Origin of the sequence: Desulfovibrio piger (assembly GCF_951793255.1) — a bacterium.
Lineage (GTDB): Bacteria > Desulfobacterota > Desulfovibrionia > Desulfovibrionales > Desulfovibrionaceae > Desulfovibrio.
Genome location: NZ_OX636706.1, coordinates 1,499,695 through 1,520,000 on the forward strand (window position 1 = coordinate 1,499,695; position 20,306 = coordinate 1,520,000).

General features: G+C 64.9%; 21 protein-coding genes (1 of these 21 running past the window's edge). 5 read left to right on the plus strand and 16 right to left on the minus strand.

Annotated elements, in window-relative coordinates:
* Position 1: 1 nt before the first annotated feature.
* The 7 genes from Q4I12_RS06715 to Q4I12_RS06745 all read right to left on the minus strand — a co-directional run bounded on the left by Q4I12_RS06715 (position 2) and on the right by Q4I12_RS06745 (position 8,772).
* Positions 2–799: an NADH-quinone oxidoreductase subunit B family protein gene (locus tag Q4I12_RS06715; protein ID WP_204675274.1), complete on the minus strand. Its 798-nt coding sequence runs from the start codon at positions 797–799 to the stop codon at positions 2–4.
* A gap of 14 nt (positions 800–813) precedes the next feature.
* Positions 814–2,376 (minus strand): hydrogenase large subunit, encoded by a 1,563-nt coding sequence (locus tag Q4I12_RS06720; protein WP_204625601.1) that lies wholly within the window; start codon positions 2,374–2,376, stop codon positions 814–816.
* Positions 2,377–2,379: 3 nt separating this feature from the next.
* On the minus strand, positions 2,380–3,915 hold the full coding sequence (locus Q4I12_RS06725) for a proton-conducting transporter transmembrane domain-containing protein (protein WP_168935550.1): 1,536 nt from the start codon (positions 3,913–3,915) through the stop codon (positions 2,380–2,382).
* Positions 3,916–3,924: 9 nt separating this feature from the next.
* The gene (locus tag Q4I12_RS06730) at positions 3,925–4,545 is read right to left on the minus strand and encodes a hydrogenase-4 component E (RefSeq protein WP_204625602.1); all 621 of its coding nucleotides are present in this window, start codon (positions 4,543–4,545) and stop codon (positions 3,925–3,927) included.
* 3 nt (positions 4,546–4,548) lie between these two features.
* Entirely contained in the window at positions 4,549–5,481 is a 933-nt protein-coding gene (locus tag Q4I12_RS06735; RefSeq protein WP_006008038.1) for a respiratory chain complex I subunit 1 family protein, read from the minus strand.
* Positions 5,478–7,490 (minus strand): proton-conducting transporter transmembrane domain-containing protein, encoded by a 2,013-nt coding sequence (locus tag Q4I12_RS06740; RefSeq protein ID WP_302261119.1) that lies wholly within the window; start codon positions 7,488–7,490, stop codon positions 5,478–5,480. The genes Q4I12_RS06735 and Q4I12_RS06740 overlap by 4 nt, the downstream gene beginning before the upstream one ends.
* Positions 7,491–7,815: 325 nt before the next feature.
* A complete protein-coding gene (locus tag Q4I12_RS06745; protein WP_168935547.1) occupies positions 7,816–8,772 on the minus strand; it encodes a UDP-glucuronic acid decarboxylase family protein in 957 nt (318 codons plus the stop codon).
* A 227-nt stretch (positions 8,773–8,999) separates the two neighbouring features.
* On the opposite strand from Q4I12_RS06745, the gene Q4I12_RS06750 reads away from it, so the two are divergent.
* Complete coding sequence (locus Q4I12_RS06750) at positions 9,000–9,821, plus strand: TatD family hydrolase (protein WP_204675268.1); 822 nt, start codon at positions 9,000–9,002, stop codon at positions 9,819–9,821.
* 400 nt (positions 9,822–10,221) lie between these two features.
* Here the strand turns inward: Q4I12_RS06750 and Q4I12_RS06755 are convergent, their stop codons facing one another.
* From Q4I12_RS06755 to rfbF, 4 genes are all read right to left on the minus strand, one after another.
* Positions 10,222–10,611 (minus strand): YbjN domain-containing protein, encoded by a 390-nt coding sequence (locus Q4I12_RS06755; RefSeq protein WP_302261120.1) that lies wholly within the window; start codon positions 10,609–10,611, stop codon positions 10,222–10,224.
* A gap of 280 nt (positions 10,612–10,891) precedes the next feature.
* Positions 10,892–11,362 carry a dTDP-4-dehydrorhamnose 3,5-epimerase family protein gene (locus Q4I12_RS06760; RefSeq protein WP_168935556.1) on the minus strand — a complete coding sequence of 157 codons (471 nt, stop codon included), beginning with the start codon at positions 11,360–11,362 and terminating at the stop codon, positions 10,892–10,894.
* Between the two features lie 82 nt (positions 11,363–11,444).
* Positions 11,445–12,554, minus strand: a complete 1,110-nt coding sequence (gene rfbG, locus Q4I12_RS06765; protein WP_297137705.1) for a CDP-glucose 4,6-dehydratase — start codon at positions 12,552–12,554, stop codon at positions 11,445–11,447.
* A gap of 106 nt (positions 12,555–12,660) precedes the next feature.
* Positions 12,661–13,425 (minus strand): glucose-1-phosphate cytidylyltransferase, encoded by a 765-nt coding sequence (rfbF, locus tag Q4I12_RS06770; RefSeq protein WP_168935543.1) that lies wholly within the window; start codon positions 13,423–13,425, stop codon positions 12,661–12,663.
* Positions 13,426–13,649: 224 nt separating this feature from the next.
* Here rfbF and Q4I12_RS06775 point away from each other — a divergent pair, with 224 nt between their 5' ends.
* A complete protein-coding gene (locus tag Q4I12_RS06775) occupies positions 13,650–14,315 on the plus strand; it encodes a hypothetical protein (protein ID WP_239463887.1) in 666 nt (221 codons plus the stop codon).
* A gap of 221 nt (positions 14,316–14,536) precedes the next feature.
* Positions 14,537–14,992 carry an IS200/IS605 family transposase gene (gene tnpA, locus Q4I12_RS06780; protein WP_072333439.1) on the plus strand — a complete coding sequence of 152 codons (456 nt, stop codon included), beginning with the start codon at positions 14,537–14,539 and terminating at the stop codon, positions 14,990–14,992.
* A gap of 287 nt (positions 14,993–15,279) precedes the next feature.
* Here the strand turns inward: tnpA and Q4I12_RS06785 are convergent, their stop codons facing one another.
* The 3 genes from Q4I12_RS06785 to trpB form a co-directional block, all read right to left on the minus strand.
* The gene (locus Q4I12_RS06785) at positions 15,280–15,837 is read right to left on the minus strand and encodes a Fe-S-containing hydro-lyase (protein ID WP_168936281.1); all 558 of its coding nucleotides are present in this window, start codon (positions 15,835–15,837) and stop codon (positions 15,280–15,282) included.
* A gap of 9 nt (positions 15,838–15,846) precedes the next feature.
* The gene (locus Q4I12_RS06790) at positions 15,847–16,692 is read right to left on the minus strand and encodes a fumarate hydratase (protein WP_006009337.1); all 846 of its coding nucleotides are present in this window, start codon (positions 16,690–16,692) and stop codon (positions 15,847–15,849) included.
* Between the two features lie 262 nt (positions 16,693–16,954).
* The gene (trpB, locus tag Q4I12_RS06795) at positions 16,955–18,181 is read right to left on the minus strand and encodes a tryptophan synthase subunit beta (RefSeq protein WP_168936280.1); all 1,227 of its coding nucleotides are present in this window, start codon (positions 18,179–18,181) and stop codon (positions 16,955–16,957) included.
* Between the two features lie 194 nt (positions 18,182–18,375).
* Between trpB and thyX the strand changes: the two genes are divergently transcribed.
* Positions 18,376–19,140 (plus strand): FAD-dependent thymidylate synthase, encoded by a 765-nt coding sequence (thyX, locus tag Q4I12_RS06800; protein WP_302261121.1) that lies wholly within the window; start codon positions 18,376–18,378, stop codon positions 19,138–19,140.
* Between the two features lie 95 nt (positions 19,141–19,235).
* Here the strand turns inward: thyX and Q4I12_RS06805 are convergent, their stop codons facing one another.
* Both Q4I12_RS06805 and Q4I12_RS06810 read right to left on the minus strand, forming a co-directional pair.
* A complete protein-coding gene (locus tag Q4I12_RS06805; RefSeq protein ID WP_204675104.1) occupies positions 19,236–19,415 on the minus strand; it encodes a hypothetical protein in 180 nt (59 codons plus the stop codon).
* A 129-nt stretch (positions 19,416–19,544) separates the two neighbouring features.
* Positions 19,545–20,003 (minus strand): Fur family transcriptional regulator, encoded by a 459-nt coding sequence (locus tag Q4I12_RS06810; protein WP_204626674.1) that lies wholly within the window; start codon positions 20,001–20,003, stop codon positions 19,545–19,547.
* Between the two features lie 252 nt (positions 20,004–20,255).
* On the opposite strand from Q4I12_RS06810, the gene Q4I12_RS06815 reads away from it, so the two are divergent.
* Positions 20,256–20,306, plus strand: the 5' portion of a protein-coding gene (locus Q4I12_RS06815) for a DMT family transporter (protein ID WP_168936276.1). It continues 864 nt past the right edge of the window; the window shows 51 of its 915 coding nt (coding positions 1–51); the start codon lies at positions 20,256–20,258; the stop codon falls past the right edge of the window.

The following is a 20,306-nucleotide window of genomic DNA, read 5'->3' on the forward strand; positions in this document are numbered from 1 at the left end:
TTTACAGCACGTCTTTTTCCGACTTGAGGCGCAGCAGGCCGTCGAGGATGCTCCAGGGGCTGGGCGGGCAGCCGGGCACGAAGAGCTGCACGTCGCACAGGGGCGGCAGACCGCCGCAGCATTCGTCGCTGTCGGCGAAGAGGCCGCCGGAGATGGCGCAGGAGCCCACGGCGATGGCGATGCGCGGCTCGGGCACGGCGGCCCAGGTGGCCAGCACGGCTTCGCGCATGTTGCGGCTCACGGGGCCGGTGACCAGGATGCCGTCGGCATGACGGGGCGAGGCCACGAAGTTGATGCCGAACTTGCCCAGGTCGTAGACCAGGGTGCCCAGCACGTTGGTATCGGCTTCACAGGCGTTGCAGCCGGCGGCGCTGATCTCGCGCAGCTTGAGCGAGCGGGAGAACAGGCCGTTGCAGGCCCTGGGCTTGTGCAGGGGCCGGGGCTGGGCCGTGACGATGAGGTCCTCACGGGCAAAGGCGGCCACGCGATAGTCCTTGGTGAAGCGGATCAGGCCCTCGCCGCGTGCCGCGGTACAGGCACGGGCACAGGCACCGCAAAACAGGCAGCGCCCCATATCCAGGGCGATGCCGCCGGTCTCTCCGGCGGGGCCGGGTTCGGCGGGCGAGAGCTTGCGCAGGGCCCCGGTGGGGCAGACGTCGAGGCAGGCGCGGCAGGAGCCGCAGTCCCCGGCCGCGATCTCGGGGCGTCCCATGTAGCGGGGCGAAAGGCCCGGCGCCTTGCGGGGGAAATCCAGCGTCCTGTATTTCTGGTGCAGGCGTTCCTTGAAGATGTCCAGCATGTCAGTCCTCCTGCCTACAGGTCGTGGCCGCAATAGGAAAGGTTGAAGCTCTTGTTGCAGAGCGGGAAGTCGGAGATCTGTTCGCCGCGCAGGGCCATCTCCAGACCGCTCCAGTTGTGCCACGAAGGATCATAGATCTTGTAGACGCCGAAGCGGCCTTCCGCATCCGTGACGGCCACATGGCACAGCTCGCCGCGCCAGCCTTCCACCTGGGCCACGGCCAGCATGCCGCCGGGCAGGGTATCGGGCATGGGTGCACGCCAGAGGGCGGTATCGCTTTCGCCCTCGCGGAGCTTCTCCTCCTCGCCCAGACGGGCCAGATGCTGGAGATCGGCTTCCACCAGACGCACGGAATCGGCCACTTCCAGACGGCGCACCGTGGCGCGGCCCAGCACGTCGCCGCCCTGGGCGGTACGGATGTCGGTATCTTCCAGCGGCAGGCGGGAAAGGGGCGCATGGCGCCGGGCATCGCGCGGCAGGCCGCAGGCACGCGCGGCCACGCCCACCATGCCGAAGTCCTCGGCGGTGCGCAGGCTGACACAGCCCGTGCCGGTCAGACGGTCCAGCACGCTGGGCGAGGCGAACATCACGTCCACGGCGCCCTTGACGTCACGCCAGCCCGCACGCAGGCGATCCAGCAGGCCGCGGCAGGCAGCGGGGTCCAGATCCCAGTTGACGCCGCCGGGGCAGACCAGGCCGCGCCCGAAGCGGTTGCCGCAGATCTCGGCGGTCATGTTGAGGAAGTCGCCGCGGATGCGGCCGTTCCAGGACGAGGTGGGCAAAAAGCCCGTATCGCCCGCGATGGCGCCCAGGTCGCCGGTGTGGTTGGCCAGGCGTTCGAACTCCAGGCCCATGCGCCGCAGCAGCTGGGCGCGCAGCGGCACGCTGACGCCCGCCAGACGCTCCAGCACCACGCTGTAGGCCGTGCAGTGGCCCACGCTGGTGTCCCCGGCCACGCATTCCATGAGCGCGGCATCACGCAGGTGCGGGCCGCCGGCCAGCATCTTTTCCACGCCGCGGTGCTGGAAGCCCAGGCTGATCTCCAGATTGAGCACGTTCTCGCCGTAGCACTGGAAGCGGAAGTGACCGGGTTCGATGATGCCCGCATGCACGGGGCCCACGGCCACTTCGTGGACCTGGCCGCCTTCCACGCGGTAGTGGTCGCACTGGGCCGGGCCGGGACGTTCCGCGCCCGAGGCGGGCGTGGTGTAGCGCACGGGCTTGAGCCAGGGGTGGCCCTCGGGCACGATGCCCCAGGCCTCGCAGACTTCACGCTCGAAGCGCTGGAGCTGCGGGCATTCCTGGCTCATGGACGCATAGCGTTCCAGCGGCAGGCAGCGGGAGGCCCACAGCTCCTGCCGCTGGTCATGGGCCATGACGCAGCACAGGCCGGCGGCGGCCGTATTGCCCGCCACCAGCGCCAGTTCGCCCTGGGCGTACAGGGCCCGGGGCAGGCCAAAGAAGGCCAGCACGCGCCAGCCGTGCGCCACCTGCGTCAGGATGGCGGCCCGCAGGGAGGCCGCGTCAAGACAGGGGATGTCGGCCAGTCTGGCCGGGGAAGCATAGGAAAAACGCATGGTCTAGCCTCCAATGAGGGCCGCGCTGGCGCGCAGCAGCTTTTCGACGCCGTCGGGCATCCAGAAACCCAGCAGCAGCACGCACAGGCCCAGGGCCATGGGCGGCAGCACGCTCAGGGCGGACTCACGCGGGCACTCGGGCATGTCGGTGGGGCGGGTGCCCTGGAACATGCGCAGCACGGCCACGGACATGCCCACGAAGATGATGGCCAGGGCCAGCATGTACAGGGCGGCCACCAGCCACTGGCCCTGCTGCAGGATGCCCTTGAGGATCAGGAACTCGCTGACGAACAGGCCGAACGGCGGCGAGCCCACGATGGCCAGGAAGCCGCCCATCCACAGGGCGCCGGTGACGGGCATGGTCCAGCGCAGGCCGTGCACGTCGTAGCTGGAATAGGTGTGGTAGCGGGCCAGGATGTTGCCGGCCAGCAGGAAGAGCATGCACTTGGTCAGCGAATGGCACATGGCGTGCAGCATGCCGCCGAAGGCCGCGGCGCCGCCCAGGCCCACGGCCAGGGCCAGGATGCCCATGTGCTCCACGCTGGAGTAGGCCAGCATGCGCTTGTAGTGGCCCTGTCCCACGATGAAGATGGCGGCCACGAACATGGAGACCAGGCCGAAGAAGACCAGCAGCGTGCCGCTGAACCCGCCCAGGCCCGCGCCCAGCATGATCTGATGTCCGCGGAGGATGCCCAGGAAGGCACAGTTGAGCAGGGCGCCGGACAGCAGGGCCGAGACCAGCGAGGGGGCCTGGCTGTGGGCGTCGGGCAGCCAGTTGTGCAGGGGCGCCAGGCCCATCTTGGTGCCGTAGCCCACCAGCAGGAAGATGAAGGCCGCCTTGAGCCAGGGCAGATAGGTCGCCGCGCTCTGGGGCGCATCCAGCACGGCCAGGGCTTCGGCGCGCTGCCGGGCCAGATGGCGGAAGGCCTCCACCTGGTCCATGCTCTCCACCGGCGGCACGCCGGGCTCGTAGAAGGCCACGGAAAGCAGGATGTTGCCCAGCAGGGCCAGGGCGATGCCCACGGAACAGATGATGAGGTATTTCCAGGTGGCTTCCAGCGACTGCTTGTGGCGGTGGAAGTAGATCAGGGGCGCGCTGGACAGGGTGGTGATCTCGATGCCCACCCACAGGGCGCCCAGATGGCGCGTGGTGGTGACCAGCGTCATGGCCGAGAGGAAGAAGCACAGGCAGGCCGTGAAGCGGCGTTCCGGGGCATTGGTGAAGGCACGGCCGTCCAGGATGCTGGTGCGTTCGGTGATCAGGGCCTCGTCGCGCAGGTAGCCCACGCCGTAGACCGAGGCCACCAGGAAGAGCACGCTGGCCAGCACGAGGAAGAGCGTGCCCAGCGCGTCAGGCGCCAGCAGACCGGCCAGGGCCTGCGGATGCAGGCCGCCGCTCACGTCGGCAGCCAGTTTGACGGAAAGAGCCGTGTGCAGCACGGCCGTGAGCAAGAGCAGGCCGCGGCAGACGGTGGTATTGCCCAGCAGCAGCATGAGCAGTCCGGCGCACAGGGGCGCAAACAGCAGACATTCCAGCATGGTCGCCCCCTAGTCGCGCAGGTCGTGGAAGCCCACGTCGATGGATTCGAACGTGTGGCTGATGTGGTTGATGGCGATGCCCATGACGAAGACCGCCACGAAGATATCCAGCAGCAGGGTCAGCTCGAACCAGACGGCACCGGCCGTCATGAGCGGGATGCCCAGCAGGAAGATGCCGTTTTCGGCCACCAGATAGCCCATGACCTGCGAGAGCGCCGTGGCACGGCCCACCACCAGCAGAAGGCCGCAGAACAGCGTGGTCAGGCCGGCGGGCAGGAGCAGAGGCGGGAAAAGGCCGGGCGTCATGGGCAGGCGGCCTTCCAGCCAGAGCGAGAAGACCAGGCAGGCCAGGCCGGTGAGCACGGCCAGGCCAAAGCCCAGACGGGGCTTGATGTGCGGATCGGCACCGATCTGGCGCCGGGTGCGGTGCAGCAGCCAGGGCAGCAGGCCGCCCTTGATGAGCAGCACGGCCACGGCCAGCAGGGCATGGTCATGGATGAGCAGCAGGCCGCCCAGCAGGATGCCCTGCGCGGTCACCAAATTGATGAGCGTGCGCAGGCGGCCCATGCCCAGCAGGGCCAGGTTGTTGAGCGTCAGCAGGAAGAGGAAGAACTGGAAAAGAGCGCTCATGATTTACCTCACCTGGGTCAGGATCAGGGCCAGGGCCGAAAGCACGGCCGCGCCGCCCAGCAGCACGGGCACCTTCTGCATGCGCAGACGGGCCATGACGGATTCCACGATGCCCACCAGCACGGCCACGGCAAAGATGCAGGCCAGCCAGCACAGGCTCTGCTGCCACAGGGGCAGGTCGGGCACCAGGATGCCCGCGGGCAGGGCCGCGAAGAACCACAGCTTGAGGGCCGCGCCGTACTCGATGAAGGAGAGGCTGGGGCCGGAGTGGTCCAGGATCATGACCTCGTGGATCATGGTCAGTTCCAGATGGGTGGTGGGGTCATCCACGGGGATGCGGCTGTTCTCCACCAGCAGCAGCACGAAGAAGACCACCGGCACCAGCAGCAGCTCGGCACGTCCCAGCAGCCATTCGTGGGCCGGACGGCCACCCAGCATGCCGGACAGGGAAAGCGCATCGTGCATGCCCAGGGTGGAACCCACGCCCACCAGGGTCAGCAGGCAGAGGAAGAGCACCGGCTCGGACAGGGCCGAGAAGGCGGCCTCGCGGCTGGCGCCCATGCCTTCAAAGGACGAACCGGTATCCAGGGCGGCCAGCATGGTCAAAAAGCGGCCCAGGCCCAGCAGGTAGGCGGCCAGCAAAAAGTCGCCGGAAAAACGCAGCGGCGAGGCCATGCCGCCCAGGGGCAGCAGGGCAAGGGCGCAGAGCACCGTGGCCAGGCCCACCACCGGGCCCAGGGTGAAGACAGGCGTGGTCACCTGGCTGATGACCTCGCCCTTGCGCAGGCCCTTGAAGATGTCGAAGTACAATTGCAGCACAGGCTTGCCGTGCCTGCCTGCCACCTTGGCCTTGATACGGGCTATGATGCCCGGCAGCAGCGGCGCCAGCAGCAGGGCCAGCGCATACTGGAAACAGTAGAAGGCGAGATCGCTCATGCGTGCAGCCCCCAGGCCAGCAACGCCACCAGCGTGGCGAGGATGTAAAGGATATAGAGATGGATCTTGCCGTGTTGCAGGATCTTGCACATGTTGCAGAGCTTTTCCACGCCTTCGAACAGCGGCGTGAACAGGCCCGTACGCAGACGGTCAGGGGCGGAGATGGCCACGGACGCCTTGCCGGGGAAGTAATGGGCATCCAGCTCCTGATGCACTTTCAGGCCCATGGCGCCGCCGAAGATGCGGCCCAGCGGCTCGGAGAAGGAAGCGTCCGTGTACTGCACGCGCGGGGTCCCGTACTGGTAGCCGCAGCCCCAGGTCTCCTCACGGCGCAGGCGGCCGGCGATGCAGACCTTGCGCAGCAGCCACAGGGCGGCCACCAGGGCCAGCAGCACCATGCCCACCAGCGAGACCGTGCCCAGCATGTCGGCCACGCGCAGCATGACCTGCTGCCCGGCTACCGGATCGGGCAGGGGCGCGTTGACCGTGCTGATGAGCCAGCGGAAGCAGTGGCCGGAGGCCAGACCGCCGGCCACGCAGAGGAAGGCCGGGATGGCCAGGGGCCAGAGATCGCGGGGACGGGGGCGGTGGGCTTCTTCCACACAGCGGCTGCGCGGCGCGCCCAGGAAGGTGATGCCGTAAGCCTTGGCATAGGTGGCGGCGGCCAAACCGGAGACCAGGCCCAGCACCACCAGCGCCATGAGCAGGCCCAGCTGCTGTTCCACGCCGGGCAGGCTGGAGCCGTCCAGCAGGGAAAGGGCCAGCACGAACTCACCGGCAAAGCCGTTGAAGGGCGGGAAGCAGGCGATGGAGACCGCGCCGATGCCGAAGGCCGCGCCCACCAGGGGCATGCGCTGCTGCAGGCCGCCCAGCAGTTCCATGCGCACGGTGCCGGTGGCGTGCAGCACTTCACCGGCGGTGAGGAAGAGCAGGCCCTTGAAAGCCGAGTGGTTGAGCATGTGGAACATGGCACCGGCCAGACCCAGGGTCCCGATCCAGCTGTTGCCGCTGTGGCTGCCGATGAGCCAGGCGCCCACGCCCATGAGCATGAGGCCCATGTTCTCCACGCTGGAGTAGGCCAGCAGGCGCTTGAGGTTGCTCTGGGCCAGAGCCTTGAGGATGCCCATCAACGCCGTGCCCAGACCCAGGAACAGGGTCAGCCAGCCCCACCAGGCCGGGGCGGCGCTCAGGGGGGCCACGAATTCGCAGCTGCGGATGATGCCGTACAGACCGGCGTTGATCATGGCGCCGGAGAGCAGGGCCGAGATGTGGCTGGGCGCGGCCGGGTGGGCCTCGGGCAGCCAGACGTGCATGGGCGCGATGCCGGCCTTGGCGCCGAAGCCCAGCAGGGACAGCACGAACAGGACCGAGGCCAGCGGCACCACGGGGCCTTCCTTGAGGGCCAGGGTAGCAAAGGCCGTATCGCCCGCGTTCTGCCAGAGCAGGCCGAAGAAGGCCAGCAGCAGCACGGCACCCAGGTGGGCGGCCACCAGATAGACCCACGAGGCGTCGCGCACGTTGCGGTCGCTGTCGTTGAAGTCGATGAGGAAGAAGGGCGACAGGGACATGACTTCCCAGGCCAGCAGGAAGAGCACGGCGTCACGGGCCATCATGACCACGGCCATGCCCAGCACCAGCAGCAGATAGAAGAGCCAGTGGGCGGCCAGGTTATGTTCGCTGGCGCGGGTATGGCGCAGCGAGATGCCCCCGGCACAGGCACAGACGAAGCCCAGGCCGAAGACCGGCAGCAGGAAGACGCGGGAAAGGGCGTCCAGCCCCAGACTCAGACCGCCCACGGGCAGGCCCCAGGCCTGGGTCCACAGCAGGCTGCCTGTCCAGCTGTCCGTGAACAGGCCCGCCATGCCCAGGGCACAGCCGCAGGCGGCCCCCAGAGGGCCGAACAGATCGGCCAGCCGGGTCGTGGCGGGCGTGGGGCGGGCAAAGGCCAGCAGCCCCAGACCGGCGGCGCTGACCGCCAGTACACACAGAGCCAGTAAAATCAGAAACATGAGCACACTCCGACATTCAGACCGTCAAAGTACACGATGCGGCCCTGCCGTGGGCAGGACCGCATCTGTGAAAACTTTTCTGGCGGCATGGTCCGAGCGCTCCTTCCCCGGAGACTTGCAGCGCCCATGCCGGACGGACAGACGGACTCCCTATCCGTCAAGGGTTATGGTTGCGCGTCCGTACCGGCCGGTACGGATCCCCCTGCGTCGCCTTCCCCGGGCGGCGCATCCATATATGAATTCGACCGGAGCGGGGGCGGCGGCGCGCTGCATGCGCAAAGGCGGCTGCGTGCTCGCCGCTATCCCCTGTTCCGGACACGGACATCTAGGCCAGACCCTTGCGGATCTGCTCGTCGAAATAGGCGATGGTCTTTTTCAGGCCTTCTTCCAGCTGGACCTTGGGCTCCCAGCCCAGGACCTCGCGGGCCAGGCTGATGTCGGGACGGCGCTGTTTGGGGTCGTCGCCGGGCAGGGGCTCGCAGATCAGCCTGGAGCTGCTGTTGGTGAGCTCGATGACCTTTTCGGCCAGCTCGCGGATGGTGAACTCGCCGGGATTGCCCATGTTCACGGGGCCGGTGAAGTCGTCGGGCGTGGCCATGAGGCGGCACATGCATTCCACCAGGTCATCCACATAGCAGAAGGAGCGGGTCTGGCTGCCGTCGCCGTAGATGGTGATGGGTTCGCCCTTCAGGGCCTGCACGATGAAGTTGGAGACCACGCGGCCGTCGTTGGGATGCATCTTGGGGCCGTAGGTGTTGAAGATGCGGCCCACCTTGATGTTCACATTGTTCTGGCGGCGGTAGGAGAAGAACAGGGCCTCGGCGCAGCGCTTGCCTTCGTCATAGCAGGAGCGGATGCCGTTGGGATTCACATGGCCCCAGTAGCTCTCGGGCTGCGGATGCACGTCGGGGTCGCCGTAGACCTCGCTGGTGGAGGCCTGGAAGATGCGTGCTTTCAGGCGCTTGGCCAGACCCAGCATGTTGATGGCACCGTGGACGCAGGTCTTGATGGTCTGCACGGGGTCGTGCTGGTAGTGGACGGGCGAGGCCGGGCAGGCCAGGTTGTAGATCTCGTCCACTTCCACGAACAGGGGGAAGGTCACGTCATGGCGCAGCAGTTCGAAGCGCTTGTTGTCCATGAGCTCTTCCACATTGGAGCGGGCGCTGGAAAAGAAATTGTCCACGCACAGGACTTCGTGCCCCTCGTCCAGCAGACGCGCGCACAGATGCGAGCCCAGAAAACCCGAACCACCAGTGACAAGAACCCGTTTTCGCAAATGCATGATAGCCTCTCAACGTAAAATGACCAATAGGCGCAGAGAGTGTACGCCCTTGTCCCGGGACTGGCAATGCCTGAAACGGGGCTTTTTCGCGGCGGGGCAGGGGCTTGCGTCTCGTGTCTGCCCCTGCTAGAAGCCATGCCAGACGGACGTCCTGCCGGGGATGGGGCGGTGCCCGTCCACGGGGCAGTGCTGCCCGCATCCCGCATCCTCTCCATCCCGGATCCGCCATGAGCCACAAGAAAGTTGAACGTATCGATCCCCTGACCCAGGCCCTGCCCTGCGTGGGCTGCGACAGCCACGCCCATCTGGACGGCGAGGAATTCGACGCCGACCGCGAAGAGGTGCTGGCCCGCGCCCGTGCCGCCGGTGTGGCCACCATCGGCAACATCTTCCTCGATCCTGACCGCTGGCGCCGTCGCCGCGGCTATTTCGATGCACATCCCGAGGTCTTTTTCGTGCTGGGCATCCATCCCTGTGACGGACAGCAGTGCACGCCCGAAGTCCTTGCGGACATCCGTGAAGCCTTTGCCGTGGATGACCGCCTGCGCGCCGTGGGCGAGATCGGGCTCGATTTCTACTGGGACGACTGCCCCAAGGAGATCCAGTACCAGGTCCTGCACGATCAGCTGCAACTGGCCCGCGAGCTGGAAAAGCCTGTGGTCATCCATTGCCGCAACGCCGAGGCCGAGACCCTCATGACTCTCGAAGCCCGCGGTTTTGTCGGCTATCCGCTGCTCTGGCACTGCTTTGGCGGCGATGCCGACATGGCCCGGCGCATCATCCGCAACGGCTGGCACATCTCCATCCCCGGACCGGTCAGCTACCCGGCCAACAAGGCCGTGCGCGAGGCCCTGGCCGTCATCCCTGACGACCGCCTGCTGCTGGAGACCGACAGCCCCTACCTTTCGCCCGTGCCCTGGCGCGGCAAGCGCAACGAGCCTGCCTTCACGGTCTTCACCGTACGCCATATGGCGGCCGCCCGCGGCATGGAGCCCGAAGAGCTCTGGCAGCTCTGCGGCGACAACGCCCGAAGGTTCTTCGGGCTATAGCCAGCCTCTGTTGCCGGGGCCGCAGCGCTGGGCGTCGCCAACGGGCACAGCCCTGCGGGCTGCCTTGCGGTCGCACGTTCATGAGGAAAGGCCTTTCCCGGCCCGGCTCCCTTCCCGATGCACTTTGGCGGGGAGGCTGGAGCATCGTGCCGTGGACGGTTGGGACATGATGCTGTTCCCCGGCGTTACGTAAAGACGGTATTTGCAAAGAAAGGACGGACGGTCGCTCAACTGGCGGCCGTCCGTCTTTTTTGATGTCCGGGTGATGCGGGCCGGAAAAGGGGAGCTTCGCCGGTGCGGTCGAAGGTCGTGCCTTTTCCGTCATACAGACCGGAAGCGGCTGGCAGTCTTCCTGCCAGCCGCCGTACGTCATGGGAGTGAAAGGATCACGTCAGAGAGGTCACATCAGCAGGGTCTGCCCAAGCTCGAAATGGGCGGCACATACGATGTCGATATAGCGCGTGATCTCCTCCTCGAGGATCTCGGTATCGCTGAAGCACTCGATAGCGACACGGATGAAGAATCTTTCCTCATCCTGGTCGAGGAGCATGCACTTCACGCATTTCAGCTTGCATTCAAGGCGGTTCCCCTCCCTGAGTACAGCGAGCTCGTCAGCCTTGTCGGCCGGGACGGTCAGGTCCGTGAAGATACGGAGATAAGTGGGATCGTCTTCCGAAAGGGTCATATAAAGGGTGCGGCCCTGGGCTTTGAAGGTCAGGTCGCCGTCATCATCCACACGGGCGATGTAACCTTCGGTCTGAAGTATCTTTTGCAGTTCTTCTGTCGTCATGGGTACCTCGGGGGCTGGCAGCTCCCGTGCGGGGCAGGGGAGCAGACGTTGCGGGAGCGTCTCCCGGTGGTGCCTGCCGCCGTAAGACACGGCCTTGTTGCAGGCAGGAAGGGCACATCGCCGGAGCTCCGCCTGTTGCGGGGGAGTTGGCCGCGTACTGTTGCCCTCGTCGTCATATCTGACCAGCGTACTATTATTGCGGAACAAGGCTGTTTTGTGAAGAGGGGAGGGAGCACCCTCCTGGCGCAGGCATGGATCCCCCTCCCCTCAAAAATCCCTGCTAGTCCCAGCTGTAGGGGATGTCTTTCGTATCGGCGGGCAGGCGTTCGCCTTCTTCGGGATCGTGGGGCAGGTCGGCGCAGTTGCAGATCAGGGCCGGTTCGTCCGTGGCGGCGGTGAAGCCGTACCAGACCCCCGTGGGGATGCGCAAAAGGCCGTAATGGTCGGGGCGGCCCAGATACAGTTCCCGCAGCACGCCGCAGGTGGGCGAATCGGGGCGGGCGTCATAGAGCACGAGTTTCAGCAGGCCGTGGGGCACGGTGTAGTACTGGGTCTGGCGGCGGTGGCGTTTCCAGGCCTTGATGGCCCCGGGCAGGACCTCGGAGAAATAGACCTCGCCCAGATGCAGTTCCCCGTCCGCCGTCTCGGCGTGGGGGCGCAGGGGAGAGTCGGGGCGCAGCATGTGCATCACCGGGCCGCCGGGGGTAGTGATGACCTTCAGGGGCTGGAAGCTGACACCGTCGATGCCCATGTCCGGGCACGGATGTTCGGAACGTTCCATGGGGATGTCCTTTCTGGACGGCGGACCCGCCCGGAAGACCGGGCGGGCGGCCTTATTTCGTCCAGAGCTGCTCGCGCTGTTCGGCGGCGTTCACATAGGCCGCGATCTGGCCCAGGCTGAAGTCCAGCATGGAGCCCTGCTTGGCGCCGTCGCCGCGATAGAAACGATGGTACCATTCGGCGGTGAAGCGGATGGTCTCCTCAAAGGTCAGGGTGGCTTTCCAGCCCAGATGGGCCAGGGCCTTGTCGCAGCAGAGCTTGAGCAGGGTGCATTCCTTCATGCCCGCCTGTCCGGCCTTGTCCATCTCGCTGCGGAAGCCGGGCCAGTGCAGGGCCAGGGCCTCCACCACTTCCGCCACGGTATTGTTGACGTTGGCGGCAGGGCCGAAGTTGTAGGCCTCGCCGCGGGTCTCGAAGGGCCCCTTGCGCGCACCCAGCAGATGGGCGCCCAGCCACAGATAGCCGGACAGGGGCTCCAGCACCAGCTGCCAGGGGCGGGTGGCCCAGGGGCTGCGGATCTGCACGGCCTGACCGGCGGCCCAGGCGCGGGCGCAGTCGGGCACGATGCGGTCGGCGGCCCAGTCACCGCCGCCGATGACGTTGCCGGCACGCACGGTGGCGCAGGCCGGGCCGTCCTTGAAAAAGCTCTTGAAATAGGAATGGGCGATGATCTCGGCGCAGCCCTTGGAAGCGGAGTAGGGGTCGTCGCCGCCCAGATGGTCGGTCTCGCGGTAGCCCCAGACCCACTCGTCGTTGCGGTAGCACTTGTCCGAGGTGATGAAGACCGCGGCTTCCACGCTGGGGCACTGGCGCACGGCCTCCAGCATGTTGAGGGTGCCCAGCATGTTGGCTTCGAAGGTCAGGGGCGCGTCTTCGTACGATTTGCGCACCAGGGCCTGGGCGGCCAGATGGAAGACCACATCGGGGCGGAATTCCTTCATGGCGCGGACCACGGCATCACGGTCGCGGATGTCGCCGCGCATGTCCTGCACGTGCTGTTCCAGATGCATGGCCTCGAAATGGGACGGGCTGGTGGGCACGCAGTCGGCAAAGCCGCAGACGGTGGCGCTCATCTGGCTCAGCCACGCGGCCAGCCAGGAGCCCTTGAAACCGGTATGGCCGGTGATGAACACACGGCGGCCTTTATAGCAGTTGGCAAACATGGTCTTCTCCTGCCGGTCGTGTTCGCGCCGGCGTCATGACGGGAAAAGGGAGGGTCGCCGGACGGCGCCCGGAAGGAAGGCGGGGCCGCAGCCCCGCCGGGAGGATCTATTTCCAGAAGGCCTTGCCGCTGTCCCACAGCTCGTTGAGCTTGATGGAGTCGCGCAGGGTGTCCATGCACTGCCACTGTCCGGGATGCGGGTACATGGAGAGCTGGCCTTCGGCGGCCAGGCGCTGCAGGGGCTCTTTTTCCAGATCGCAGGATTCGTCTTCGTCCAGATAGTCCAGGAACTCGCGCTTGAAGACGAAGAAGCCGCAGTTGATGTACTCGTTGAGCACGGGTTTCTCTTCCCAGGACAGGATCTTGCCGTTCTCGTCGGTGCGCACGGTGCCGAAACGCGAGGGCATGCGCACGCCGGTGAAGGTCCCGATGGTGCCGGACTTCATGTGGAAGTCGATGAGCTTGTCGATGTCGATGTCGGCCACGCCGTCACCATAGGTGACCATGAAGCGGTCGGTATCGATGTAGCGGGCCACGCGCTTCAGGCGGCCGCCCTTGAGGGTCTCCTGGCCGGTATCGCACAGGGTCACGCGCCAGTCCTCGATCTCGCGGGGATGGGGGGTGATGGCGCCGCTGCGCAGGTCCACGGTGAAATCCGTGTTGCGGATGTTGTAGTCGTGGAAATACTGCTTGATGTATTCGCCCTTGTAGCCCAGGGGCAGGATGAAGTCCTTGAAGCCGAAACGGGCATAGATGTTCATGATGTGCCAGAGTACGGGCCGCCCGCCGATCTCGACCATGGGCTTGGGTTTGATGACGGTCTCTTCCCGCAGCCGGGTGCCCTTGCCGCCGCACATGATGATAACTTTCATACAGCCTCCGCCTGTCCGCCACGGAGCGGGACAGCAGTTGCCAAAGGTTTCGTATCCCGACCGGCCGGGATGGCACGGTCAGCCGGCGGCGATGCTAGCAAAAGGCGTGACGGAAAAAAAGCCCCTGTTTCCCGGCCATTGAGGCGGGGCGAACGCTTGGCAACCACCGGCGTCTGCGCTATCTTGTATGTCGCCCAAAAGTCATTTCCTGCATGGAGGATCCTATGCGCAAGAATTGCAGATCCCTGTTGCTGGCGTCGCTCGCCCTGACCTGCGGCCTGCTGGCGTCCTGCCTTTCGTCCGGCCCGGAAAAACCGCTCGGCGCCATGGCCGACGCCATGGAAAAGAACGACAGCGCGGCCTTCCTGGCCCAGATGGACATGCCCCTGTTCGCCGCCAACGAGGCGCGGAACATGACCAATGAGAACGAGGCCCTGAACATGCTGGATTCCCTGGGCCAGGATCTGGGGCTGGGCGGTATGGACCAGCTGCTGGGCAGCGCCCTGAACATGGAGGACAAACTCCGCAAGAGCCTGACCCGCGGTGTCTCCACCGGTGAGCTCATGGCCCATTGCCGCAAGGCCGAGCGCCCCGACTGCCCGTGGGTGCCGGAATCACTCAGGAACGCCAAGGTGGTGGAGCTGGGCCCCGATGCGGCCGTGGCTTCCGTGACCACGCCTGCCGGCATGACCTCCTGGCTGGCTCTGCGGAAGCAGGGCGAGACCTGGCGCGTGGTGGGCCGGGCCGTCATGGAGAACATGGCCCGCGCCTTTGCCCAGGCGGGATCGCAGACCAAGGCCGCGCCCGCCGCTCCGGCCAAGGCGCAGCAGCCCGCAGCCAAGCCTGCTCCCAAGCCCGCTCCCAAGGGCGATGGGGCCGTCACGCTGTAGGCATCTCAGCGTCGCTACTCTGCAATGATACAAAAGGGACCGCTGGCAGCAGCGGTCCCTTTTTTGTTATGGGCTTTAGCCTGTTGAGCGCCTGACAGGCGCGAAACAAAAAACCACCCGCTATGCGGGTGGAGACAATACGTTATACACACAAAAACACCTTTCCGCTACGATGAAGTTGTTCAAGCCCATCGCAACATTAACGGAAAGGTGTTTTTGTTATGGGAACCAAGGCTCATAGCCTAGCGCATACGAAATGGTTGTGCAAGTATCATATCGTCTTTACTCCAAAATATAGAAGAAAAATAATCTTCGCACAGCTCCGTGAAAGTATAAAAGAAATTCTGCAATGCCTCTGCAAATATAAAGGGGTTGAGATTCTGGAAGGGCATCTGATGCCGGATCATGTCCACATGCTGGTGTCCATTCCTCCTAAAATCAGTGTGGCAAATTTCATGGGCTACCTGAAAGGGAAAAGTTCGTTGATGATATTCGATAAGCACGCAAACCTTAAATATAAGTTTGGCAACAGAAAATTTTGGGCCGAAGGATATTATGTCAGTACGGTGGGGCTTAATGAGGCAACGATCAAAAAATATATCCAGGATCAGGAACGTCACGACATTATGAGAGACAAGCTGACATCACGCGAATATCAAGACCCCTTTAAGGGGTAGCCAAGGCGGCAAGGGCACTGGGCTTGAACAGCGTGAAAGCCAGCGTCTTTAGGCGCAGCCGGTAACAGGCCCTTACAGGGCCAGAGCAAACCACCCGCTTTGCGGGTGGTTCTGATTTTTGACAACTATCGAACCCTCTGCCGGGAGACCGGCAGGCAGGGACACGCCCGCGTGAAGGGCTGCCCGTCATCCTCCATAATGAAACGCGTTGGGGGAGGGATGGGGCGAGGGGGAAGGGGCCCCCTTTGCGCGTCAGTCAAAGGGGGCCCCTTCCCCCTCATCATTCATCAGAGCTTCCTGTAGGGGGCCTGACCGGTCTCGTAATAATTGTCGCCGGTGCTGTCGATGACCACGATGGCCGGGAAGTCTTCCACTTCCAGCGCGGCCACGGCTTCGGGGCCCAGGTCGGGGTAGGCCAGCACCGTGTATTTCTTGATGCGCTGCGAGATGAGCGCCCCGGCACCGCCCACGGCCGCCAGATAGGGCACGCCGTGCCGCTTCATGGCTTCCACCACTTCGGGCTTGCGGTAGCCCTTGCCGATCATGCCGCGCAGGCCCCGGGCCAGCAGGGTGGGCGTGTAGGCGTCCATGCGCCCGGCCGTGGTGGGCCCGGCCGCGCCGATGGCCCGGCCCGGTCTGGCCGGACTGGGGCCCACATAATAGATGACCGCCCCGTCCAGATCCACGGGCAGCTCTTCGCCCCGGTCAAGGGCCTCCACCAGGCGCTTGTGGGCGGCATCGCGGGCGGCGATGATGGTGCCCGTGATGAGCACCCGGTCACCGGCACGCAGGGAACGGGCCGTGGCTTCGTCGAAGGGGGCGCGGATACGTTTCACATCGGACATGGCAGCCTCCTACAGACGCACTTCGGCGTGACGCGCCGCATGGCAGTTGATGTTGACCGCCACCGGCAGGGAGGCGATGTGGGTGGGGGCCCATTCCACATGCACCTTGAGGGCCGTGGTCTCGCCGCCCAGGCCCTGGGGGCCGATGCCCGTGCGGTTGATGAGCTCCAGCAGCTCGTCCTCGAAGGCGGCGTAGCGGGGATCGGGGTTGCGGCTTTCCAGATCGCGGGCCGCGGCGCGCTTGGCGCACAGGGCGGCCACTTCCATGGTGCCGCCCAGGCCCACGCCCACCACCATGGGCGGGCAGGAATTGGGCCCGGCCGCCAGCACGGCGTCCAGCACCACCTTGCGCACACCTTCGATGCCGTCGGCGGGCACCAGCATCTTGACCACGCTCTTGTTCTCGGAACCGGCGCCCTTGGGGGCCAGACGCAGGGTCAGGCCGTCGCCGGGCACGATGCGGGTGTGGATGACGGCCGGGGTGTTGTCGCCGGTGTTCTTGCGCTCGAACAGGGGCTCGGCCACACAGGACTTGCGCAGATAGCCGTCCACATAGCCGCGGCGCACGCCTTCGTGGATGGCGGCTTCAAAATCGCCGCCCGTGATGTGCACGTCCTGCCCCACCTCGGCAAAGACCACGGCCAGACCGGTGTCCTGGCAGATGGGGATGTCGTCCCGCGCGGCGATGTCCGCATTCTCCAGCAATTGTTCCAGGATGTTGCGCCCCACGGGCGAAGGCTCTTTGTCCAGCCGCTGCCGGAACGCGTCCCGGACATCGGCGGGCAGATGACAGCAGGCCTGCACGGCCAGCTTTGCCACGGCGGCACTGATGGTCGCGGCGTCGATCTCTCGCATGGTGTGCCTCGTCAGAATGGAATTTGCCTGACGGCCGCCCGCAGGGGCAGGCATGGTCAGGAGATGAACAGGGCCCCGGGCGCCCCCTCTGTACTGGGGGCGCTCCTTCCGGAGCCGTGAGGTGGCGTTATCATCCAAGGGGATGGACTGTCACGTCTCTTGTGTCAAAAAAACAGACCGGCACTGGGTGTGCCGGTCTGCGGGATCGCATTGGCGAAGGGGCCGTGAGGGGAGGGCGTGGCCTGCCCCGGCCGTGACATCGTTAGTCGCCGGCAGGCACGAAGGCGCCGCTGTTCACCAGATCGGCCACCTGGGCCACGTCCTTGTCGCCGCGGCCGGACAGGTTCACCAGGATGATGGCGTCCTTGTCCATGGTGGGGGCCAGTTTCATGGCATGGGCCAGCGCGTGGGAGGATTCCAGCGCGGGCAGGATGCCCTCGTTGCGCGACAGGGCATAGAAAGCCTGCAGGGCCTCTTCATCGGTGATGCTCACGTATTCGGCACGACCGGCATCCTTGAGTTCGGCCAGTTCGGGGCCCACGGAAGGATAGTCCAGACCGGCGGAGATGGAGTAGACCTCGCCGGCCTCGCCCTTTTCGTCCTTGATCATGTAGGAATTGAAGCCGTGCAGCACGCCGGGCTCGCCGTAGCAGAGCGAGGCCGCATGCTGGCCGTAGCCGTTGCCGCGGCCGCCGGGCTCCACGCCGATGAGGCGCACGCCCTCGTCATGCACGAAGCCGGAGAACAGGCCCACGGCATTGGAGCCGCCGCCCACGCAGGCCATGGCCACATCGGGCAGGCGACCGGCAAATTCCAGCATCTGGGCGCGGGCCTCGCTGCCGATGACGGACTGGAAGTGGCGCACCATGAGCGGGTAGGGGTGCGGGCCCACGGCGGAACCCAGCACATAGAAGGTCTCGGGTTCGTTGACCCACATTTCCAGGGCCTCGTCCACGGCTTCCTTGAGGGTGCGCTGGCCGCTCATGGCCGTATGCACGCGGGCGCCCAGCATCTCCATGCGGGTCACGTTGAGGTGCTGGCGGACGACGTCCACCTCGCCCATGCAGATGACGCATTCCAGGCCCATGAGGGCGGCGCTGGCCGCGGTGCCCACGCCATGCTGGCCCGCGCCGGTCTCGGCGATGACGCGGGTCTTGCCCATGCGTTTGGCCAGCAGGCACTGGCCGATGGTATTGTTGACCTTGTGGGCGCCCAGATGGTTGAGGTCTTCGCGTTTGAGCCAGATCTGCGCGCCGCCCAGCTTCTTGCTGAGGTTGCGGCAGTGGAAGACCGGGCTGGGACGACCGGCAAAATGCAGCAGCAGGCGCTGCATCTCGCGCGTGAATTCGGGGTCGGCCAGAGCCTCCTTGAAGGCCTGGTCCAGTTCGTCCAGGCGGGCTTTGATGGCGTCAGGCACATACTGGCCGCCATACGCGCCGAAGAAGCCCTTGCTGTCAGGCTGGCAGAAGGCTTTGATATCCTTGCTCATGGTCGCTCCTTTACGCACGCAGCGGCGTGCGGATTATTCAGTATTGGAAGCTATCTACACTATGCTGTCCGCGGGCGGGCGTCAAGAAAGCACAGTATCGGGCCCGCCCCGGCCGGGCGCCGGCTCCGGCAGGGGCGCTTGAGACACGGGGCATTTTCGTGTAGGTTCAGCCTTCCATTTTACAGGAGGCGCACATGCTGGATGAAAAATATACCGGGAACGGCAAAGTGGTGCTGCTGGCCGGGGGCGGCAAGATCTACACGGACATCGCGGCGCGTTTCGTGCGCAGTGAGCGCAGCCTGGAAGAGATAGTGGCCTCGCCCTATTCCCGGCAGATCGTGCGCAATATCCTGGAAAGCGGGCATCGCGCCGCGCTGGAATTCGACTTTTTCCTTTTCGGCGTGGAAGGCTATTCCCGCGTGACCGAGACCCAGCTGGTGCGCAAGCGCCTGGCTTCCTACCTCATCAAGTCCGGTCGTGCGGAGCTGGGCGGCAAACGGCGTTTTTCCGTGGTCTATCCCGCCAGCGTGCGTGACTTCGGTGCCGAGGTGACCCTGCCTGACGGGCACACGACCCGTCTGACCGGCCGGGACCTGGCCGACCTGACCCGCCAGTGGTACGACGCCGGGCTGGAAGCCGGACTGCCGGAAGAAGACCTGCGCTACCTCAAGCCCCAGGCCACGGAGTTCAAGGCCATCATCGGCATGAACGCCCATGCCCTGCTGGACTGGTTCTCCATCCGCTGCTGCCGCAACGCCCAGCACGAGATCCGCCATCTGGCCTGGCAGATGCTTTCCCTGTGCCGCAAGGCCGCACCGGACCTGTTCCAGGGGGCCGGGCCCAGCTGTGTGCATCTGGGCTACTGCCCTGAGAATCGCCTGCAGAACCCCAAATGCCGCGGCCGTATCCTGACCCAGGAAGAAGCCCTGGCCATCCTGCGCGAGCACCGGGGCGGCTAGATCGCCCGTGCCGAAGAATTCGAAGCGGAATAACCGCCGGACACATCTATAAAAAAAGGCCGCCCTCCCTTGGGAGTGGCGGCCTTTGCTTTTTGTTACGGAAGCAGGTCCTCACGTTTTGTGGTGATGCTGCATCCCTTGCAGCAGGCCTGCTGTTTGCCATCCCCGCAGCCGCAGGAGCACTGTCCTTTGCGGGCGGAGATGAAAATTTTCCTGGCCATGAAGATCACGGCCACAGCCACGATGACGATAACGGCGATGCTTTGGCCATCCATACTGGTGTCCTCGTTTCGGTCGATTTTCGGCAAGTATGCCCTAAATGAAAATGAAAATCAACTTTAATTAGCACGGGCCCACAAAAAAGGGCGGAAAGATCCGCCCGCTGTCATGCCGGCCGGAAAAGGTCATTGCTGCATTTTTTTCTGGCAGTCCGCGCAGATACCGGAAAGGATGTGCACATGCCGCAGCAGCAGGAAGCCGTGCTTCTTGGTCAGCTCCTGTTGCAGCTTTTCGATGCGGGGATCGTAGATCTCCACGATCTTGCCGCAGGACTGGCAGACGATATGGTCGTGATGACTGTCGGGAGCGGCCACTTCGTAGCGGGTGATGCCGTCGCTGAAGTGGATCTCTGTCGCCATACCGGCATCACACAGGAGTTTGAGCGTCCGGTAGACGGTGGTCTGGCCGATGCGCGGGTCCAGTTTCTGGACATGCTGATAGAACTCCTCCAGCGAGTGGTGGCCGGGGAGCTCAAAAAAGGCATCGGCGATGATCCGCCTCTGGGCCGTGGTGTTCAGGCCTTTGCGGCTCATGAACTCCAGGAATGCCAGCAATTCTGATCGGTCTTTGTTTTCTTCTTTCATAATTAGCCTTCCCCCGGGATTGTCATAGCATGGCAGACATTGCCTGCCAAGTCTGAAAGCTCTGTCCCGCATCATGCGGGCAGGGTCGCGGCATCGGGGCAGGCCTGCCTGCCCCATAATATGGGGAATAATGGCGATGATGCAAGTATCCGTCTGTATTTATTTATGAAAGATGGTGATTTTGTTCCATCTCTTGACAGTTTGCAAAACTATGATACTTGGCCCCTATATCGTTGAGGAGGGGGCGCGCCTATGCCTATTTCGCAAAAGTCCCTGCACGTCATGCTGCACCTTTTCCTGGTC

Coding starts and splice junctions, on each gene's coding strand:
- trpB (WP_168936280.1), bottom strand. CDS start 18,181: ATGAGCAAGGATATCAAAGCCTTCTGCCAGCCTGACAGCAAGGGCTTC.
- Q4I12_RS06790 (WP_006009337.1), bottom strand. CDS start 16,692: ATGCGAGAGATCGACGCCGCGACCATCAGTGCCGCCGTGGCAAAGCTG.
- Q4I12_RS06715 (WP_204675274.1), bottom strand. CDS start 799: ATGCTGGACATCTTCAAGGAACGCCTGCACCAGAAATACAGGACGCTG.
- thyX (WP_302261121.1), top strand. CDS start 18,376: ATGCTGGATGAAAAATATACCGGGAACGGCAAAGTGGTGCTGCTGGCC.
- Q4I12_RS06725 (WP_168935550.1), bottom strand. CDS start 3,915: ATGCTGGAATGTCTGCTGTTTGCGCCCCTGTGCGCCGGACTGCTCATG.
- rfbF (WP_168935543.1), bottom strand. CDS start 13,425: ATGAAAGTTATCATCATGTGCGGCGGCAAGGGCACCCGGCTGCGGGAA.
- Q4I12_RS06750 (WP_204675268.1), top strand. CDS start 9,000: ATGAGCCACAAGAAAGTTGAACGTATCGATCCCCTGACCCAGGCCCTG.
- Q4I12_RS06755 (WP_302261120.1), bottom strand. CDS start 10,611: ATGACGACAGAAGAACTGCAAAAGATACTTCAGACCGAAGGTTACATC.
- Q4I12_RS06730 (WP_204625602.1), bottom strand. CDS start 4,545: ATGAGCGCTCTTTTCCAGTTCTTCCTCTTCCTGCTGACGCTCAACAAC.
- Q4I12_RS06745 (WP_168935547.1), bottom strand. CDS start 8,772: ATGCATTTGCGAAAACGGGTTCTTGTCACTGGTGGTTCGGGTTTTCTG.
- Q4I12_RS06810 (WP_204626674.1), bottom strand. CDS start 20,003: ATGAAAGAAGAAAACAAAGACCGATCAGAATTGCTGGCATTCCTGGAG.
- tnpA (WP_072333439.1), top strand. CDS start 14,537: ATGGGAACCAAGGCTCATAGCCTAGCGCATACGAAATGGTTGTGCAAG.
- Q4I12_RS06760 (WP_168935556.1), bottom strand. CDS start 11,362: ATGGGCATCGACGGTGTCAGCTTCCAGCCCCTGAAGGTCATCACTACC.
- Q4I12_RS06785 (WP_168936281.1), bottom strand. CDS start 15,837: ATGTCCGATGTGAAACGTATCCGCGCCCCCTTCGACGAAGCCACGGCC.
- Q4I12_RS06805 (WP_204675104.1), bottom strand. CDS start 19,415: ATGGATGGCCAAAGCATCGCCGTTATCGTCATCGTGGCTGTGGCCGTG.
- Q4I12_RS06720 (WP_204625601.1), bottom strand. CDS start 2,376: ATGCGTTTTTCCTATGCTTCCCCGGCCAGACTGGCCGACATCCCCTGT.
- Q4I12_RS06775 (WP_239463887.1), top strand. CDS start 13,650: ATGCGCAAGAATTGCAGATCCCTGTTGCTGGCGTCGCTCGCCCTGACC.
- Q4I12_RS06740 (WP_302261119.1), bottom strand. CDS start 7,490: ATGTTTCTGATTTTACTGGCTCTGTGTGTACTGGCGGTCAGCGCCGCC.
- rfbG (WP_297137705.1), bottom strand. CDS start 12,554: ATGTTTGCCAACTGCTATAAAGGCCGCCGTGTGTTCATCACCGGCCAT.
- Q4I12_RS06735 (WP_006008038.1), bottom strand. CDS start 5,481: ATGAGCGATCTCGCCTTCTACTGTTTCCAGTATGCGCTGGCCCTGCTG.